19 protein-coding genes are annotated in these 18,119 nt (G+C 58.1%); all 19 read left to right on the plus strand.

Annotated features, from left to right (window positions below; genetic code table 11):
* Nucleotides 1–263: 263 nt before the first annotated feature.
* A complete protein-coding gene (locus tag ACIROW_RS14265; RefSeq protein WP_402276635.1) occupies nucleotides 264–671 on the plus strand; it encodes a hypothetical protein in 408 nt (135 codons plus the stop codon).
* Nucleotides 672–674: 3 nt separating this feature from the next.
* Nucleotides 675–2,366 (plus strand): terminase large subunit, encoded by a 1,692-nt coding sequence (locus ACIROW_RS14270; RefSeq protein WP_402276637.1) that lies wholly within the window; start codon nucleotides 675–677, stop codon nucleotides 2,364–2,366.
* 10 nt (nucleotides 2,367–2,376) lie between these two features.
* Entirely contained in the window at nucleotides 2,377–3,684 is a 1,308-nt protein-coding gene (locus ACIROW_RS14275; protein ID WP_402276640.1) for a phage portal protein, read from the plus strand.
* Complete coding sequence (locus ACIROW_RS14280) at nucleotides 3,674–4,372, plus strand: HK97 family phage prohead protease (protein ID WP_402276643.1); 699 nt, start codon at nucleotides 3,674–3,676, stop codon at nucleotides 4,370–4,372. Before ACIROW_RS14275 ends, ACIROW_RS14280 begins: the two co-directional genes overlap by 11 nt.
* Nucleotides 4,373–4,381: 9 nt before the next feature.
* A complete protein-coding gene (locus ACIROW_RS14285) occupies nucleotides 4,382–5,626 on the plus strand; it encodes a phage major capsid protein (protein ID WP_402276645.1) in 1,245 nt (414 codons plus the stop codon).
* Nucleotides 5,627–5,706: 80 nt separating this feature from the next.
* A complete protein-coding gene (locus ACIROW_RS14290; RefSeq protein WP_402276647.1) occupies nucleotides 5,707–5,958 on the plus strand; it encodes a hypothetical protein in 252 nt (83 codons plus the stop codon).
* Nucleotides 5,959–5,969: 11 nt separating this feature from the next.
* Nucleotides 5,970–6,287, plus strand: a complete 318-nt coding sequence (locus ACIROW_RS14295; RefSeq protein WP_402276649.1) for a head-tail connector protein — start codon at nucleotides 5,970–5,972, stop codon at nucleotides 6,285–6,287.
* Nucleotides 6,287–6,613 (plus strand): phage head closure protein, encoded by a 327-nt coding sequence (locus tag ACIROW_RS14300; protein WP_402276999.1) that lies wholly within the window; start codon nucleotides 6,287–6,289, stop codon nucleotides 6,611–6,613. Before ACIROW_RS14295 ends, ACIROW_RS14300 begins: the two co-directional genes overlap by 1 nt.
* Nucleotides 6,606–7,085, plus strand: coding sequence for an HK97-gp10 family putative phage morphogenesis protein (locus ACIROW_RS14305; RefSeq protein WP_402276651.1), 480 nt, complete (start codon nucleotides 6,606–6,608; stop codon nucleotides 7,083–7,085). The genes ACIROW_RS14300 and ACIROW_RS14305 overlap by 8 nt, the downstream gene beginning before the upstream one ends.
* Nucleotides 7,082–7,423 carry a DUF3168 domain-containing protein gene (locus ACIROW_RS14310; RefSeq protein WP_402276654.1) on the plus strand — a complete coding sequence of 114 codons (342 nt, stop codon included), beginning with the start codon at nucleotides 7,082–7,084 and terminating at the stop codon, nucleotides 7,421–7,423. Before ACIROW_RS14305 ends, ACIROW_RS14310 begins: the two co-directional genes overlap by 4 nt.
* Before the next feature lie 63 nt (nucleotides 7,424–7,486).
* Entirely contained in the window at nucleotides 7,487–8,137 is a 651-nt protein-coding gene (locus tag ACIROW_RS14315; RefSeq protein WP_402276656.1) for a phage tail protein, read from the plus strand.
* Nucleotides 8,138–8,146: 9 nt separating this feature from the next.
* Nucleotides 8,147–8,458, plus strand: coding sequence for a phage tail assembly chaperone (locus ACIROW_RS14320; RefSeq protein WP_402276658.1), 312 nt, complete (start codon nucleotides 8,147–8,149; stop codon nucleotides 8,456–8,458).
* Between the two features lie 8 nt (nucleotides 8,459–8,466).
* Nucleotides 8,467–8,772 carry a DUF1799 domain-containing protein gene (locus tag ACIROW_RS14325; protein WP_402276660.1) on the plus strand — a complete coding sequence of 102 codons (306 nt, stop codon included), beginning with the start codon at nucleotides 8,467–8,469 and terminating at the stop codon, nucleotides 8,770–8,772.
* A gap of 39 nt (nucleotides 8,773–8,811) precedes the next feature.
* Nucleotides 8,812–12,345 (plus strand): phage tail tape measure protein, encoded by a 3,534-nt coding sequence (locus ACIROW_RS14330; RefSeq protein WP_402276663.1) that lies wholly within the window; start codon nucleotides 8,812–8,814, stop codon nucleotides 12,343–12,345.
* Nucleotides 12,345–12,680, plus strand: a complete 336-nt coding sequence (locus tag ACIROW_RS14335; protein WP_402276665.1) for a phage tail protein — start codon at nucleotides 12,345–12,347, stop codon at nucleotides 12,678–12,680. Before ACIROW_RS14330 ends, ACIROW_RS14335 begins: the two co-directional genes overlap by 1 nt.
* On the plus strand, nucleotides 12,677–13,408 hold the full coding sequence (locus ACIROW_RS14340; RefSeq protein ID WP_402276667.1) for a phage minor tail protein L: 732 nt from the start codon (nucleotides 12,677–12,679) through the stop codon (nucleotides 13,406–13,408). Before ACIROW_RS14335 ends, ACIROW_RS14340 begins: the two co-directional genes overlap by 4 nt.
* Entirely contained in the window at nucleotides 13,405–14,160 is a 756-nt protein-coding gene (locus ACIROW_RS14345; RefSeq protein WP_402276669.1) for a C40 family peptidase, read from the plus strand. Before ACIROW_RS14340 ends, ACIROW_RS14345 begins: the two co-directional genes overlap by 4 nt.
* 70 nt (nucleotides 14,161–14,230) lie before the next feature.
* Nucleotides 14,231–14,797: a tail assembly protein gene (locus ACIROW_RS14350; RefSeq protein ID WP_402276672.1), complete on the plus strand. Its 567-nt coding sequence runs from the start codon at nucleotides 14,231–14,233 to the stop codon at nucleotides 14,795–14,797.
* Nucleotides 14,794–18,117 carry a host specificity protein J gene (locus ACIROW_RS14355; RefSeq protein ID WP_402276674.1) on the plus strand — a complete coding sequence of 1,108 codons (3,324 nt, stop codon included), beginning with the start codon at nucleotides 14,794–14,796 and terminating at the stop codon, nucleotides 18,115–18,117. Before ACIROW_RS14350 ends, ACIROW_RS14355 begins: the two co-directional genes overlap by 4 nt.
* The last annotated feature ends 2 nt before the right edge of the window (nucleotides 18,118–18,119 follow it).

An 18,119-nucleotide genomic window follows, 5' to 3' on the forward strand; every position in this document is an offset into this window, starting at 1 on the left:
CAGATGGTACGGACCTCGGCGGACGGTCAATGGAAGGGTGATCGAGCGCGGCAGTCGCATTGAGCAATGCGAACACTGCGGCTTCTGGGATCACGCAAGCTCACACTGCAGCGACGCTCCAGCGCCCGCTGAACGCGTCGGCGAGGCATCGACAGACCGCGACCAGGGGGAGGGGGAGTCAAAAGTCTAGGGACGATTCAGGCCCTGACCGTACGCTTCGAACAATTTTTATTTCCACAAAATGAAATTTCAGGACCGGCGCCATGGGCAGACCTAGAACACCGACCAATGTACTGGACATGCGCGGCGCCTTCGCCAAGAACCCTAAACGCGGCAAGGAGCGTGAGAACGAGCCTGATGCTGGCGGGGATGTAGGCGACCCGCCCGAGCACCTCACCGCCGCGGAGAAGGCTGTCTGGGTCGAGGTGCTGCAATTGACGGCTCCGGGCGTGGTCGGCAAGTCCGATCGGCTCGCGCTTGAGATGTTGGCGTGCATGATCGCGCAGATCCGGGAGGTACATTGGATGGTGCCGGCCGCCGTGCTGACCAGGTGCGAAACCCTGATGGGTAAGTTCGGCATGACGCCGGCGGATCGCTCCAAGGTTGGCGCGCCGAAACAGAAAAAAGAAAACCCTTTCGCAAGCTTGGTCAAGAAAGGCAGCAAAGCGTGATCAATGGCGAATCCACATGTAACCGCAGCGAACCGCTACGCCCGAGAGGTCGTTGCGGGGAAGGTTGTGGCCTGCAAATGGGTTCGCCTGGCATGTCAGCGGCATCTTGATGGCCTGAAGAAGGCCGAACGCAAGACGTCGAAATACGTTTTTGATGTTGAAACGGCCGAGAAGGCGTGCAGATTTGTTGAGCTGCTGCCCCATACCAAGGGGAAGTGGGCAAAAACGCAGGAACTGATCGTTCTGCAACCTTGGCAGATGTTCATTTTCTGTTCGATTTTCGGATGGAAGAACAGAAAAACAGGGCGCCGGCGCTACCGGAAAGCGTACATCGCTGTGCCGCGTAAGAACGGCAAATCGATCATCGCGGCCGGTATCGGCTTATACATGTTCGCCTGCGATGGCGAGTTCGGAGCCGAGGTGTATTCCGGCGCCACGACAGAGAAGCAAGCCTGGGAGGTCTTCCGGCCGGCAAAACAGATGGTGCAGCGGACGCCCGATCTTGCCGATGCACTTGGCGCCGAGGTCTGGGCGAAGATGCTGCTCACGCCATCGGATGGCTCTAAATTCGAGCCTGTCATCGGCAAGCCAGGCGATGGTGCCTCGCCATCGTGCGCGATCGTCGACGAATACCACGAGCACGACACGTCCGACCTGGTCGATACGATGGAAACCGGTATGGGCGCGCGCGACCAGCCGCTGCTGGTTGAGATCACGACGGCCGGCTACAACATCGCTGGCCCCTGCTATGAACAGGAGAGTGACGCTAAGCGCGTACTCGAAGGAGCGCTGGAGCAGGACGAGCTCTTCGCCATCATTTACACCGTCGACGATTCGGACGACTGGGACGATCCCAAGGCCCTGCGTAAGGCAAATCCGAACATGGGCATCTCGGTCGACGAAGAATTTTTACTGAGCCAGCAGCGCCAGGCGGTGCAGAGCGCGGCCAAGCAAACGCGGTTCAAGACGAAGCACCTGAATATCTGGTGCTCGGCCAAGACCGCCTGGATGAACATGATCGAGTGGGGCAAATGTGCGGACTTGACCTTGCGCCGCGAGCAATTCAAGGGCTGCAAGAACGTCAAGGCGCTCGACCTGGCATCACGCTCAGACGTGTGCGCAGACGTCGATTGCTTCACCAAGATGATCGACGGCAAGCAGCACTACTACCTGTTCGGACGCTATGCCCTGCCCGAAGCGGCTATTGAGGAGAGCGTACGGTTCAAAAACGCCTATACGAAATGGGTGATTGAAGGCTTTCTTGACCAGCACGAAGGCGCTGAGATCGATTTCGAAATCGTGCGCGACTTCGTCCTTGCCGATATGGACGCTTACGCACCGGACGAGGTGGTGTACGACCCGTGGCGCGCAGCGCAGCTGGCGCAAGAGTTGATGAAGGAAGGTGCCGTAACAGTCGAATTCCGGCAAACAGTGCAAAACATGTCGCTACCCATGAAAGAGTTGGAGAGCGCAGTCAAGGCCGGGCGCCTGCATCACGACGGCAACCCAGTACTGACCTGGATGATGTCCAACGTCGTGGCGAAGATCGACGCAAAAGACAACATCTATCCCCGCAAAGAAAAGCGCGAAAACAAAATCGACGGCGTTGTCGCCGCGATCATGGCACTCGCGCGCGCGATGGTCGACGAGACCGGTCCTGACGAGGGATGGGCTAGTGATGTCATCGTTGCATAACAGGATCGAAATGAGCGAAACCAAAACCAACCCACCAGGCTTTCTAAAGTCGTCCCTGCTGAAGTGGCTGGGTGTGCCCATTTCGATGACCGATGGTTCGTTCTGGTCGGCATGGGCCGAGCATTCGTTCACTGGCAAGCGCGTCACCGTCAACTCGGCGCTACAGCTTGCGACGGTCTGGGCATGTGTGCGCTTGATTTCGGAGACGATCGCAACGTTGCCGATCGGGTTTTACGAACGCATGCCGGACGGTTCCCGGCGTTCAGCGACAGAGCACCCGGTGTATGACCTGCTGCACAGTCAGCCCAACGCCGATATGACCGCTGTGCAGTTTTGGGAGGCGATCATTGCAAGCATGCTGTTATGGGGTAATGCATACGTTGAAAAGGCCCGCAGCGGCAAGCGGCTGGTCGCGTTGAATTTTCTGAATCCCGCGCGAATGTCCAAGCGCCGCCTGACCGATGGATCAATGGAATACAAATACCGGGACCTGGATGGAACGACTCGCATCGTCCTCGAGACCGACATGGTGAATATTCCGGCATTCAGCCTGGACGGCGTCAATGGGCTGACCCCGATGTCATATGGCGCCAACGTCTTCGGCGCCGCGATCGCTACCGATGAAGCCAGCGCGAAGGTGTTCACCACCGGCATGCGTGCGGCTGGATTCCTGCAAGTCGCTGGCGCGCTGAAGAAAGAGCAGCGCGACGATCTGCGCTCAAGTGTCAGTCGATTTTCCGCTGGCGGCGTCGATGCTGGCAGCGTCATGGTGTTGGAAAACGATACCAAGTACAACCAGTTGAGCATGAATCCAGGCGACTCCCAGATGCTGGAAAGCCGCAATTTCAACGTCGAGGAGATGTGCCGCTGGTTCCGCGTGCCGCCCTTTATGGTCGGGCACGCTGCAAATTCCACAAATTGGGGCACCGGCATTGAGCAGCAGATGATCGGATTCCTGACGTTTTCCCTTCGTCCCTGGCTGACTCGAGTAGAGCAGGCAATTCGAAAGTCAGTGCTGTTGCCGGAAGAACGCGCCAAGTATTTCGCCGAGTTCTCGATTGAAGGCCTATTGCGAGCTGATAGCGCAGCGCGTGCTGACTACCTGGCCAAGATGACACAGAACGGGCTGATGACACGGAACGAAGGACGTGCGTACGACAACCGTCCACCTATGGCTGGCGGCGACGAGTTGACTGTCCAAAGCAATCTGGTTCCGCTAAATATGCTTGGAAAGATTACTTCAACAGCAGGAGCGGCCAAGTCCGCCGTGCTGGACTGGCTGGGTTTGAACAAAACTGGAGAAACAGATGAAACATAACAACGGCGGCATGCAGGTTCGCTCGTTTGACTACAAAGTGAAGGCCGTCCAAGAGGACGGCCTTTTTTCTGGCTACGGCTCCGTTTTCGGGACTGTGGACAGCTACAACGAGGTCGTCGCGCCGGGCGCGTTCATCGAGAGCATCCAGGCAACAAAGGATGCTGGCCGTACATTCCCCGTCCTGTGGCAGCACCGGACCGGCGAGCCGATTGGCAACTGGGACATCTCGACGCTGAAAGAGGACGATCACGGTCTGTTTGGCGAGGGCTTGCTCTGGCTCGAGGACGCACCGTACGCAAAGATTGCCTCCCGAGGCATGAAGTCCGGTGCGGTCACTGGCCTGTCGATCGGCTACTACGTGCGCGAATCCAGCTACGACGAAAAAACCGGCATCCGCACGCTGAAGAAGCTGGATCTTGTCGAAATCTCGATCGTGACAACTCCTGCAAACGACGATGCGCGCATTGACGCAATCAAAGCACGTCTCGCCCATGGCGATCTGCCATCTCTCCCCGATTTCGAGAAGTTCCTGCGCGAGGCCGGCTTCTCAAAAACTCAGGCTGCTGTAGTCGCTAACCGCGGCCTGAAGCATCTGCTCCGGAGTGAGTCCGAGGGCGACAGCGAACGCAAAGCAACCGTGCAGCACATGTCTCAGATGCTCGACGGTTTCACTCTCCCCAAACTTTAAGGAAATATGATGCAAAAGAATGCAAACGAATACGGTCGAAAATCGGCAGGCGGCGAAGGTGGCGAAGATATCGTCGAATTGGGTAAGAAGTTGACCCAGGTGATGGACCAGGTGAAGAATTTCGGCGAAGACATCGCTCAGAAGATGTCCAGCGGCCAGCAACTCAGTCAGGAACTGAAGGACAACACCGACAAGGCGTTGACCGAAATGAACGAGCTGAAGGCGCGTCTGACCGAAGTCGAGCAGAAGCAAGTCCGCCGTCCCGGTGGCGACGAAGGACAAGAGCACAAAACGATGGGCCAACGCGTGGTCGAAAGCGAATCCTTCAAGGGTATGGACAGTTCCGCCCGTAAGAGCATCCGCGTCGGCATGGAACGCAAGGACCTGCTGAACGTGACGGCAACCGTTGGCGCCGGTGTCAGCCCAAGCAACTCGCTGACCATTGCAGATCGCGTTGCCGGCATCATCGCCCCGCCGATGCGCACGATGACAATCCGTGATCTGCTGATGCCGGGCGAAACTGGTGCCAGCGCTGTCGAATTCGTCCGCGAAACGGGCTACACCAACAACGCCGGCATGGTTGCTGAAGGTGCTGCAAAGCCAAAGTCCAACATCACGTTCGATCTGAAGAATGCGCCGGTGCGCACGATTGCCCACTATTTCAAGGCCTCGCGTCAGTTGCTTGACGATGCCAAAGGCCTGGCCAGCTATATCGATGGTCGTGCCCAATACGGCCTGCGCTTCAAGGAAGAGCAGCAACTGCTGAGCGGGGACGGCACCGGTGCGAACATCCTGGGGATCTTGCCGCAGGCATCGGCATTCGCCGCTGCAATCACCATCGCTGGCGCCACCCCGATCGATCGCTTGCGCCTGGCAATTCTGCAGGCTGTGCTGGCGGAGTATCCTGCGTCGGGCTTCGTCCTGAACCCTATTGATTGGGCCGGCATTGAGCTGACCAAAGATAGCGAAGGCCGCTACATCATCGCTCAGCCTGTCAACGGCGGTATCGCCCGCCTGTGGGGCCTTCCGGTCGCTGAAACACAGGCGATTGCTCAGAACACCTTCCTGACTGGTGCGTTCAATCTGGCTGCGCAGATCTACGATCGCATGGAAATCGAAGTTCTGGTTTCGACCGAAAACGAAGACGACTTCGTGAAGAACATGGTGACGATCCGGGCGGAAGAGCGCCTGGCGTTGGCCGTGTATCGTCCGGAAGCCTTTGTCACCGGCCAGGTGGTGCCGTCGGGCAGCTAAGCCGGCGTTCGATCTATCACAGTTTGTTCTAACCCAAGGGGCTGCCGCGAGGTGGCCCTTTCACATTCAGGAGCGCTCCGATGAGCAACGAAGATAAAGCAGCAGCGGCGGACGAGGTGGTGGTCAAGGCCGTCAAAACGTTCGAAGGCGAAGAAGGATTCAAGACCCCGGAAAGCGATGCCTTCCCGGTTTCGCGCCTCCGTTTTGCCGACCTTAAGGCAAACGGTCTGGTTGTAGCCGTCGGCGATGACGCTGAAAATCCAGGTGCGGATGACTTGAAAAAAGCCGCCAAACCGGACAATAAGCAAGCGCCGGCTCCACGCAACAAGTAATGGCGACTCCCTTGACCGACGACTTCGGCCTGGTCCAGGCGAGGGCACATCTTCGCCTGGACTCCGACGACACTGATCCGATGATCGAGCTGTTCATGAGTGCAGCAATCGACCGCGTCGAACAGTACATCGGGGCGCCGCTGATGCGAAACATGGCCGCGCCGGAGCAGCCGGAAGATCCCGGGATTCCGTTTTCACTGAAGGCGGCTGTTCTACTGTTCCTGGGAGACCTGTGGGAAAACCGGGAGGCATCGACGGATGCACTGCTGTATGCAAACGCCTCGGCACTCCAACTTATGCGCCCGTACCGGGTGGAAATGGGCGTTTGATGCGCGCCGGCGAGCTACGGCACCAGGTGTCGGTGCAAATCAAGCCGACAGGCAAAGATGAGTACGGCAACGTGCGGACGGACTGGACGGAGGTCGCGAAAGTCTGGGCGAAGAAGGAAGATTTAAGCGGACGCGAGTTGTTCGCCGCACAGGCTGCCCAGAGCGAGGTTACAACCCGATTCCGTTTGCGGTACCGGAAGGATATCGTGCCGCATATGCGCTTGGTCCTCGGGAGCACCGTCTATAAGGTCGAATCGGTGCTTGACCGTAAGGGCACGAAGCGTGAACTGCAGCTGATGTGTTCCTCGGGTTTGACGAATGGCTAAATCGTCCGTAACGGGACAGGACGAAGCCATTGCCAAGTTATTGAGCCTGGCCGACAAGCTGACAGATCCTATCCGTTCAGCAGCCAACACCGGCGCCACAGTGATGAAAGAAGAAGTGATCGCGCGCGCGCCGCGCGACAAAGGAATTTTGCAGGAAAACATCTACCAGAAGCACGTGGACGAGCTCTCCAGTGACGATCGCCACGTCTACTACATATCGTGGCGCAAAGGCCGGAAGACCAGCGACGGCGCGTATTACGGGGTCTGGGTGGAATACGGGCACTGGTATGTGCCGCCGAAAGTAAAAGGGACCACCTGGAAGGCGCACCGCGCCAACGCGAAGGCGATTTTTGTCGCTGCGCACCCATTCATCCGGCCAGCCTACGAGGCGAAGAAAGAAGAAGTACTGCGCGTCATGCAGGAAAAGCTGGCTGAGAACACCAGCAAGGCAATCAAGGAGCTTTCCCGATGATCGAAAAGGAAGTCATGGATCTGCTCGATCCATTGGTCGGCGAACGCACGTTTTTCGATGCGGCACCGGCCGAAACTGTTCTGCCATATTTGACGATTCAGCAGGTCGGCGGCGCGCCGCTGCAGTTCTTGGAGGGGCCTTCCGGTTCAGATTTTGTCCGGCTTCAGATCAATATTTTCGCGCAGACCCGGCCGGAAGCTAACTCGCTGATGACCGCCGTGAGAGAGGCGCTTAGCGTGCTCAAGGCTACACCTGTCGGCGCGCCGTTCAGCACCTACGAAGAGACGGTCCAAACGTTTGGCCGCCATTGTGATTTCACCATTTTGACAGCCGCTTAGCCGTCTTTTTCAGCAGTTCAACACAGCCCGCCCTGAGCGGGCTTTTTCTTTTGAGAGGCCACTATGTCTTATGCACTTCCCGATGGTTCCAAGGTTTCCATCGCGTCCCTTTACGATGCCATCGTCGCAATGTCAGCAGTCAGCAATGCCGAAGAAGCGATCGCCACCGTGCCGGCCGTCAACGATTTCGCCGCAGCCGACATCGTCGTCGTTACGTCGGGTTGGCTCGACCTTGATCAACGCGTCGCCCGACTGAAAGCGGTTAATGCCGGCGCTATTACCCTCGAAGAGATTGATACCACTGACCTCAAAGACTTCCCAGCCGGTGCCGGCGCCGGCACCATGCAACGTGTCTCGGAGTGGACTCCCATTCCTCAAGTGGTTTCGTTCGAAGTGTCTGGTGGCGACCAAAACTACGCCAACATTGAATTCCTGGACGACAAGAAGCAACGTCAACTGCCGACCAGCAAAAGCCCGACCACCCTCGCGATCTCGATCGCTGACGATCCGACCAAGCCGCACAACAAAGTTCTGGCCAAGGCCGACAAGGCCCGCTTGCCACGCATCATTCGCCTGGAGCTTCCGAACGGATCGAACCTGTATTACAACGGTATCGTTTCCTTCAACTCCAGCCCGTCTCTGGCTAAAGGCAGCGTCATGGCGACGAAGGCCAGCCAGGCGCTGTCCGCTGAATTCACCCGCTATTTCGACTAAGGCAAGTCCATGCTCAAAATTACCCCAAATCCCAAGTTCGACGCGGTAGTCAACGTGCCGGTACCCGGCGAGAAGAAGGCCGAGAAGCTGACGGTCACGTTCAAATACATGAACACGACCGCACGCGATGCTTTCTTGAAGGCGATGAACGATCAACCCAAGATCGATGCGCTGATGGGAATCATTGAAGGCTGGCAAGGCGTCGATGCGGACTTCAGCCGGGAGGTGCTGGAGAACCTGCTGACGAACTACGCCGGCCTGGACACGCTGCTGTTCAAGGCGTTTTTTGACGAACACCACAAGGCACTGCTGGGAAACTGACAGCCGTCGTGCAATTCCTGTACGAACGGATGCCCAGCGCAGAAAAGCTCGCGGCGATCGGCCTTACTCAAAAGGACTATCAGGCCCAGAAGAGGTCGGTCGACGTCTTCCCCGATAACTTCGAGTCGGTGAAGGTTTTTGAAGCGATGTGTACCCAGTGGCGTATGGGATTTGGCGGCGCGACAGGGTTGGACTACCAAGTACTGCCGACGGTGCTGCAATTTTTGAACGTGCCCAAGAAAAAGTGGACGCGCATTTTTTCGGATGTCCGATTCATGGAATCCGAGGCAATGCGGATGATGAGTGATGACTGATATGCCGCCTTGTGCGGCATTTTTTATGGGTGAAACACGATGAGCGAAGGCAATCTGATCGGTAGCGTCACGATCGCGGTCGAAACGGACAAGGAACAGTTCCGTGCCGACATGGTCGATCAGGCGCAGGCGGTCGCGCAGTTCGCTTCCGATGCCACCCAGTCCTCGTCCAAGGCGGCTGCAGCACTCACTACCGTGTCAGACGTTGCCACGGAGAGCACGCAGCAGATGACCGCGGCGCAACAGCGGTTCATCGACGGGTTGCAGCGCCAGGTGGCGGCCATTCAGGGTGGCAAGGTCGCCTCAATCGAGTTGAAGGCAGCCCAGTTGGGCGTCTCCGACTCCGCGGCGCCCCTGCTCGCCAAGTGGCGCGAACTCGAGGCAGCGCAACGAGGATCCGCTGGCGCATCCGACGCAGCCGCAGCAGCCATGGCCACGGTCGCCGAAAGCGAAGCCGGCGCAACTGACCGGATTCGCACCATGGTCGCGGCCTCGTTGGAAAAGACGGCAGCCTTGAAAGCGCAGCAGGCGGCGTCGCTGGCGGCCGCGACCGCGGAGCGCGAACTCAACCGGGGCACGTCGACCGGCTCGTCCATCAACTTTGCGGCTCAGAACAAAAGCCTGCAGGAAACCGCCGATCTCGTAAATGAGGTGAACGCGGCACTGGCATCGATTGGTCGCGGGGCATCAGGCCAAAAGGAATTGCAGGCGCAGACCGATAAGCTCGTCTCACTCTGGGGGCAAGGCCGCCTGTCAGCGGGGCAGTACGCCACGGCCCTGAAGCAGCTGGACACCACAGAACTCAGCCTGGTCAAATCCAGCGCGCAAGCCACTGCTGCCGCTGATCAATTCATCGCGAAACTGAAAGAGCAAGCTGCCACGGCAGGCATGTCGGCGACGCAGTTGTTGGAGTATCGTGCAGCGCAGCTCGGTGTCAGCGGCGATGCGGCGCCGTTCATTCAGCAAATCGAAGCCGGCGAGAAGGCAATGCATGGTTTCAGCCTTGAGACCGGCGGTGCGCGGCGTGAATTGGCTGTCATCGGCCGGGAACTGGCGCGGGGCGACTTGGGCGCGGCCGGCCGTTCCTTCTCGATCTTCGCTGAGCGGTCGGGGCTGATGACTACTTTGCTCTCTCCAGCGGCACTGTCGATTGCTGCTTTTACCGCAGCGTTGGGTTCGCTGGCGGTAGCCTACTTGCAAGGCCACGACGAGCAGGAGCGCTTCAACGCTTCGCTGATTCTGGCCGGGAACTACGCCGGCACGACAGCGGAGGGGTTGCACGCTATTGCAGTCCAAGCCACCTCAATGGGTGGCAGCCTCAGTGCCGCAAAAGAATCTGTTGCTGATTTGGCATCTGCTGGTCGATTCAGCAGCGAGCAGATTTCGTATATCTCCTCAGCTGCGGTTGCCATGAATGATGTTACAGGCGAGGCTGTTCGAGACACCATCAAGGACTTCGAAGATCTTGGGAAAAGTCCTGTTGACGCAAGTGTGAAACTGAACGAGCAATACCACTACCTCACGCAGGCGGTGTATGACCAGATTGCGGCACTGGAGCGTCAAGGTGACACGCACGCTGCAGCTGAGCTCGCCGAGCGCACATACGCTGATGCCCTTGAGAAGCGAGCTGGCGAGATCCGGGCCAGCATCGGCATCATTGAGCGGGCGTGGAAGGGCGCTAAACAGGAAGCAGCCTCGTTCTGGGACACGGTGATGGGAATCGGCCGTACCAAGTCGTTCTCTGAGCAAATTGCTGTGGCGCAGAATCAGCTCACCAGCATGATCCAGACCGCTGGGAATGTTCCGTCAGACAGTCGCGCGGCAAAAGAAATTGCAATGAAACGCGCTGAGATATCTGCGCTGCAGGCCCAGGCACAAGCGGCAGATATATCCGCAAAGCGACAACGTGACGATGCTGAATCGTCGGAGGCATCAATTGCTGCAGGACGGGCTATTGATCAGCAGAGCGAGTCGATCGATAAGAACATCCGAAAGCGAACTGAGCTTCTCAAGCTGTCGGAGCGTTTCACCAGCATGATGCGCGATGCAAATCGAACAGGTCTGCGAAACGAGCGCCTGGACGATGTGTATTTTAGCGAGACAGGTGCACCAACCGGTGGTGGCTTGTACGATCAGCTGCGCAAGGATATCGAAGAAAAGTACAAGCCGAAGGCCGCGCAGCGTGGCAACGACAATGGATTGAACGCACAAATCAAGGCGATTCAGGGCGCATACCAGGAGCAAGAGCGCGCCCTGAAACTGTCGATTCAAGGCAACAAGTCGCAATATGACATTGGCTTGTTGGATACAGAAGGTTATCTGAAGGCAGACTACGAAGCGCGTAGAGCCGCACTGACCAATGAAATGGCCCTAGCAAAGCAACAGGAAGAGGTCGCCAGCAAGAAGAAGAATGCAACCGGGCTGGAAGAGGCAAAGAATCTCCAGAAGAAAATCCGCGATGAAGACCTGGCGAATGAAGAAAAGTATGTAAACGACCTGAAGTCGTTGCACGAGAAGAGCCGACGGGATGTTGCCGCGTATGTTGAGTCGCTGAACGCGTCGTATCGAACACGCCAGGAGGCGATCAACAACCTGATCGCGGGCGCTGGACTCGGTGATGCGGCACGCGAAGAACTGACCCGACTGAACCAGGTGCAGCAGGAGTTTGATCGAGCGGCGGACGCACTGCGTAAGTCGCGGGAGAAAGGCGTTGCACACGGAGGGATCGACGAAGGGCAGTATCAGCAGGAAATGGCTGCGTTGCGTGACAATCTCGAGCAACGACTGGATCAAGAGCGCCAGTATTCAGACAGTCTCAAAAAGGTGCAGGAAAACGGCTGGAACGGCGCCACACGGTTCGTCCAGAACTATGGCGCGGCTGCCGCGAACGTCGCCTCGCAGATTGAAACTGTGTTCGGCACGGCCGCGCGCGGAATGGAAGATGCGTTTGCCACATTTGCCACCACCGGGAAGCTGTCTTTCAGCGACCTGGCCAAGGCCGTAATCGCAGATATCGCCCGCATGCAGGCGCGCGCTGCCATTTCTGGGCTGTTCAATTTTGCTGTGGGCGCACTCGGCTCTTATTTTGGTGGCGGCAGCGGCGCGGCAGCCACGGGTGCGGAATCATCTGCAGGCAGCACCGCGAACTATTTTCAGCAACAGGCCGGCGGCGGCTTGGGTTTGAAGATGAACGCCAAGGGCGACGTCTATTCCTCGCCAAGCCTCAGCGAGTACTCCAATTCCATTTTGAACAAGCCTACATTCTTCGCCTTCGCAAAGGGCGCCGGTGTAGCTGGTGAAGCTGGGCCTGAAGCGATCATGCCGTTGACCAGGTCCGCCGACGGCAATCTGGGCGTGCGCGCCATTGGCGGAAACAATACTTCCGCCCCGGCGCCAATTCAGGTCAGCGTCCAAGTGAACACCGACGGTTCCAGCAATGTCAGCGCTCCGGACGACTACCAACAGTTCGGGCGTGACTTGGCCGACTTTGTCGACCAACGGATCAACAAGAAACTATCCCGCGCTCAGAAAGACGGCGGCGCGCTCTCCAAGGCATCGATGGGGTACGCGTAATGGCGATTGAAACGTTTGCCTGGGCGACGCCGGCGGGGGTGAGTGGAACGCCGACGTTCGACGTCCTGAAAGCCAATTTTGCCGACGGATACACCCAGACCGCGCCGAACGGAATCAACAACAAACGGACTTCCTGGACGATGACGTTCACCGGCCAAGCGGCTTACATCAAGGCCATCAAAGACTTCATCGACCGGCACGCCGGCGCACGGTCGTTCTACTGGACGCCGCCGCTTGAGGGGCAGGCGCTCTTCAAGGGAAAGTACACGCAAGGGCACAAGGGTGGTGACGTCCATTCGCTGAGTGTGACTTTCGATCAGGACTTCAAGCCATGAACAAGATCCTTGCCGATATCCAGAAATTGGAGCCGGGCGGCCGCGTGCATCTGTTCGAATTGGACGCGACCGATATCGGTGGCGACCTGATGCGATTTCACGGCTATGCCCAGCAAGGTTCCATCTGGTGGCAAGGCAATGAATACGTGCCCTGGGCGATCAATGCTGAAGACTTCGAGATCACCAGCGACGGGCAGCAACCGGCTCCAAGTCTCTCGGTCGGGAACATCGGACAAGACGCCGACGGCAACCCGGTCGTGGGGGTGATTTCGGCCCTCTGCATCTATCTTGACGACCTGGCTAATGCCAAGGTGATCCGGCATACGACGTTGGCGCAGTATTTGGACGCCATCAATTTTGCGGATGGAAATTCGGACGCCGATCCGGAAGAGGAGTTTCCCCAAGATATTTATCAGATCGAGCAAAAAACCAGCGAAACCGGCGAGGTTATTACCTTTGAACTGCGCAACGCGCTCGATTTGAACGGCCAGCAGGTACCCGACAAGCAGATCGTGGCCGGCCTGTGCTGGTGGGTCCGGAACGGCGGCTACCGCGGCGGATACTGTGGCTACACGGGGACAGCAATGTTCGACAAGGATGGAAACCCGACCGACAACCCAGCGCTCGACGATTGCGGGGGACTGGTTTCAGATTGCAAAAAGCGATTTGGCGAATACGAGGTTATCAATTTCGGCTCGTACGCGGCCGCAGCCCTGGTGAGAACATGAATAAATCTACTGAGCGCGCGATTCGTGCGCATGCTGTGCAAGAGTTCCCGCGGGAAAGCTGCGGCCTGGTCATCAAGTCGGGCCGCATGACCAAGTACATCCCTTGTTCAAACGCTGCCGCGACCCCGGAAGAGCATTTCCGCTTGCCGAAGGAAGAGTACGCCGCGGCGGCAGACCAGGGCGAGATTCTTTCCGTTGTGCACAGTCACCCAAACGTCCCGGCACTGCCGACGCCGGCGGATCTGGATGCATGCGAAGAAGGCGGCATACCCTGGCACATCGTGCATGTCAGCAAGGACGACGCGGGCGCGGTGGTCGCAGGGGAGATTCACAGCTTCGCACCATCAGGATATGAAGCGCCGTTGTTGGACCTGCCTTTCGTGCATGGCGTGCACGATTGCTATTCGCTGATTCGCCGCTGGTACAAGCGCGAACGAGGAATTATCTTGCCAGATTTCGAGCGCAAAGACGGCTGGTGGAATGACGGCACGACTAACCTTTATATGGACAACTTTCGCAAAGCCGGATTTGTCGAGGTGCCGGACGGTGTGTCGGACTTGCAGGTTGGTGACGTCATTTTTATGCAGATTCGTTCGAAAAACCATCCCAATCATGCTGCCGTCTATGTGGACGCGCAACGGCAATTGATGATGCATCACATGTATGGCCAGCTTTCCAGTCGGGCGGTCTATGGAGGCGATTGGCTGTTCAAGACAAGAAGTATCGTGCGATTCAACGCGCTTCCTGAGTAATTCCAGAACCGGCGCCGCCGGCACCATTTCACCAAGCCACCTTCGGGTGGCTTTTTTTACGTCCTGAACAATGGAAAAAATCCGAACAATTCGCCTATACGGCAAGTTGGGTGCTCGGTTCGGCCGCGTTCATCGTCTTGCCGTCAACTCTACTCGTGAGGCGATGCGCGCGCTGTGCGCGATGGTGCCCGGCTTCGAGCAAGAGCTGCTCAGCAGTGCCGATCGTGGGATTCGGTACGCCTGCTTTCACGGCACCGTAAATGTCGGCGAGGTTGCCCTCGATCATCCACCAGGTGCAGGAGACATCCGCATCGCGCCAATCCTGCAGGGATCCAAACAGGCGGGACTACTGCAAACCGTCATCGGCGCGTTGTTGATCGTGGTTTCGTTCATCCCGGGGTTTCAAGTACTGGCGCCGATCGGCTATTCCATGGTCGCCGGAGGCGTGTTGCAAATGTTGTCGCCCCAGCAGACAGGCCTTGGAGCAAAAGACAGCCCGAACAACGGCGCGTCATACAACATGAACGGGGCTGTCAACGTCGAGGCACAGGGTAATCCTGAACCGGTGGCATTCGGCGAGACCTTCACTGGATCCGTCATCATTTCGGGCGGCATGTACGCGGAGGATCAGCAATGATCGTCGCTGTGCGTCCTCGTGACATTGTTGGCGCCGGCGGCGGGGGCAAGGGTGGGGATGGCGGCGGGAGTGCCACAGAATCGCCGGATAGCCTGCATAGCATCACGAAGGCGAGAACGCTCGATCTGATCAGCACGGGCGAAATCTGGGGCCTCAAAAATGGGTTGCAATCGATCTTTCTCGACGGCACACCGCTGCAGAACCCGGATGGCACCCTCAATTTCGGCGGCGTCACCGTCGATTTCCGTGCTGGAACGCAGACCCAAGATCCGATTGCAGGCTTCCCCTCGGTCGAGAGCGAAATCGGCATTGGCGTCGAGCTCAAGTCAAGCGACCCATGGGTTCGATCCATCACCAATACGCAGCTTTCCGCCGCGCGCGTGCGGCTGTCGGTTCAAGGGCTAAGTAAATCCGACGCCACCAGCGGGATCAACGGTTACCGAGTCGAATACGCGATTGATGTCGCGACGGACAACGGCGTCTACGTGCAGGTGCTGCAAGAGGCATTCGACGGTAAGACCAGCCAGACGTATGAGCGCAGCCGTAGGATTCCATTGCCACCGGCCTCAATAGGGTGGTCAATACGCGTGCGCCGGCTTACGCCAAATGCCAATAGCACGGCTGTTGCAGACCGCACGAACATCGTATCAATTACCGAGATCATCGACGCAAAGTTCCGCTACCCGATGGCGGCTCTGATCGGACTGCAGCTGGATGCGTCCCAGTTTCAAAACGTCCCAACGCGCTCCTACCTAATCCGGGGCAAGCTGGTTCGGGTACCGACGAACTACGATGCCGAGACCCGTACCTATTCTGGTCCGTGGGATGGCACTTTCAAGATCGCGTACACCAACAATCCAGCCTGGATTTTGTACGAGATCCTGCTCAACGATATTTTTGGACTCGGGCGCCGCATCACCGCCGCGCAAGTCGACAAATACGAGCTATATCGTATCGCGCAGTACTGCGACGACTTCGTGCCGGACGGCAAGGGAGGCCTGGAGCCGCGCTTCACCTGCAACATGTATCTCCAGACGCGGGTGCCGGCGTACAAGCTGATTCAGGACATTGCGGCGATCTTTCACGGTGTTGCCTATTGGGCAGGGGGAAAGATCATCGTTTCGGCCGATATGCCGAGCGATTCAGCATGGACATATACCGGCGGCAATGTAATTGGCGGGAAATTTACTCGCTCCGGGAGTCCGGCGTCGAAGCGTTACACGGTGGCTCTGGTCAGCTGGAATGACAACACAGACGGCGGACGCCAAAAGGTTGAGGCCGTCATCGACCGGGAAGGTATCCGCCGTTACGGCGTGCAGCAGATTGAGCTCGCGCCCGTTGGATGTACATCCCAGGGGCAAGCTCATCGTCATGGTGACTGGGCGCTCCTGACCTCGCGACTGGAAAAAGAACTGATCACGTTCTCGGTTGGTCTGGATTTTTTACGGTCCTCGCCAGGCCGGGTGATTCGAGTGGTTGACCCGGCTCGTGCTGGCCGCCGCAACGGCGGGCGCATTCGCTCTGCAGCAGGACGGACCGTCACGATAGACAAGGCGCCGATCATCGCTGCGGGCGACAAGCTGACGTGCATTTTGCCGACCGCGGTACCGGAGACCAGAGTTGTCGAGTCGGTGATGGGCGACACCGTCACGGTTACCGCGGATTGGAGTGTTACGCCAGCGGCAGAATCCATTTGGTCAGTCGACAATGTTGATCTGGTTGCGCAGACATTCAGGGTTTTGAGCGTCAAGGACAAAGGCGATCTGACCTATGAAATCACCGCTATTCAACATGAGCCAGGCAAGTTTGCCTACATCGACAACGGTACGCGCATTGAGGCACCTCCAACCACAGTTATTCCGCCGAGCGTGCAGCCGCCGCCGGCCAGCGTCGCGATCGACAGCTATGAGGTTATCGATCAGGGCATCGCAACAAGCGTCATGTCGATCTCTTGGCCTGCAGCCGCGTCGGCCATTGCGTACGCGGCCGAATGGAAGAAAGACGACGGCAATTGGATTTCTCTCCCGCGGACTGGCCAGTTAACGGTCGACGTCCCGGGTATCTATGCCGGCAAGTACAACGCACGCGTACGGGCGATCAATCCTCTAGAGGTACGGTCTGCCGCCACGTATGCCGCCGAAACGCAACTGAACGGCAAGACGACACCGCCGCCATCGGTTACTACGCTGATGACCACTGCTCTCACTTTCGGCATTGGCCTGAACTGGGGGTTTCCGGCGCAAGGGGCATCGGATACGCAGCGTACCGAGATCTGGTACAGCCTGACACCCGATCGTGATTCGGCGATAAAACTCGGCGATTTCGCCTATCCACAGAATACGCACTTGCTCATGGGCCTGGCGCCGGGCAAGTCTTTCTTCTTCTGGGCGCGCCTAGTCGATAGATCCGAAAACGAAGGTCCTTTCTATCCGGCCGGTGCCGGTGTGGATGGGCATGTGAGCGTCGACGCTACCGAATTGCTAGGGGCGTTGTCCGGCCAAATCAGCAAGGAGCAGCTGACTCAACAGTTGGCCGGCCAGATTGACCTGATAGAGAACGTGGGCGACCTCCTCGACGCGTTGCCAGACGCAGCCACCGTCAATCAGATGATCGCGCGTCAAAGCGCTGCAGAAGGTGATCAGGATGCATTGGCCGCGTCGCAGCTGATCGCGCTGAACACCGCAGATTCGTCCGACGCGCGAGTTCGCCAGCTTTTGCGGGCGAAGTTCGAGCAGGCACAGGCCCAGATCGTCGAAGAGTCCCACGTACGCGCCACTGAGACGTCAGCACTTGCTGAGAAGACCACGCAGCTGACGGCTTCCCTGGGCGACACCTCCGCCTTCGTTGAAGAGGTGAGCCAGGCACTGGTCGATCTCGACGGCAACGTGTCCGCGAACTGGTCAGTCAAGACCGGCGTCACGGTCGACGGGAAGCGCTACATGGCCGGGCTGGGTGCTGGCGTTGAACAGACCGAAGAGGGCATTCAAACCAGTGTGTACGCCCTGGCCGATCGCTTTGCCATTCTCAACTTGGCTAATGGACAGATCGTCTCGCCATTTGTCATCCAGAACGGCGTGGCCATCATCAATGAGGCGGTCATCGGCATGGCTACGATCACCGCCGGCAAGTTCGTTGATTGGCTGGAGTCCGTGGCGAAAAATCCGGACGGCGTGCCGGTGCTGCGCCTGAACTTCAAAACAGGCGAGATTCAGCTGAACGGCACTACGTCTTCGGGCGAGAAGCTGCTGATCAACAACCGGAACATTCAGGTGTTTAATGCTGCCGGCAAGCTGAAGGTCCGCCTGGGCATTTGGGACTGACG

This window comes from Herbaspirillum sp. NPDC101397 (genome assembly GCF_044767325.1).
Taxonomy (GTDB): Bacteria; Pseudomonadota; Gammaproteobacteria; order Burkholderiales; family Burkholderiaceae_D; genus Herbaspirillum.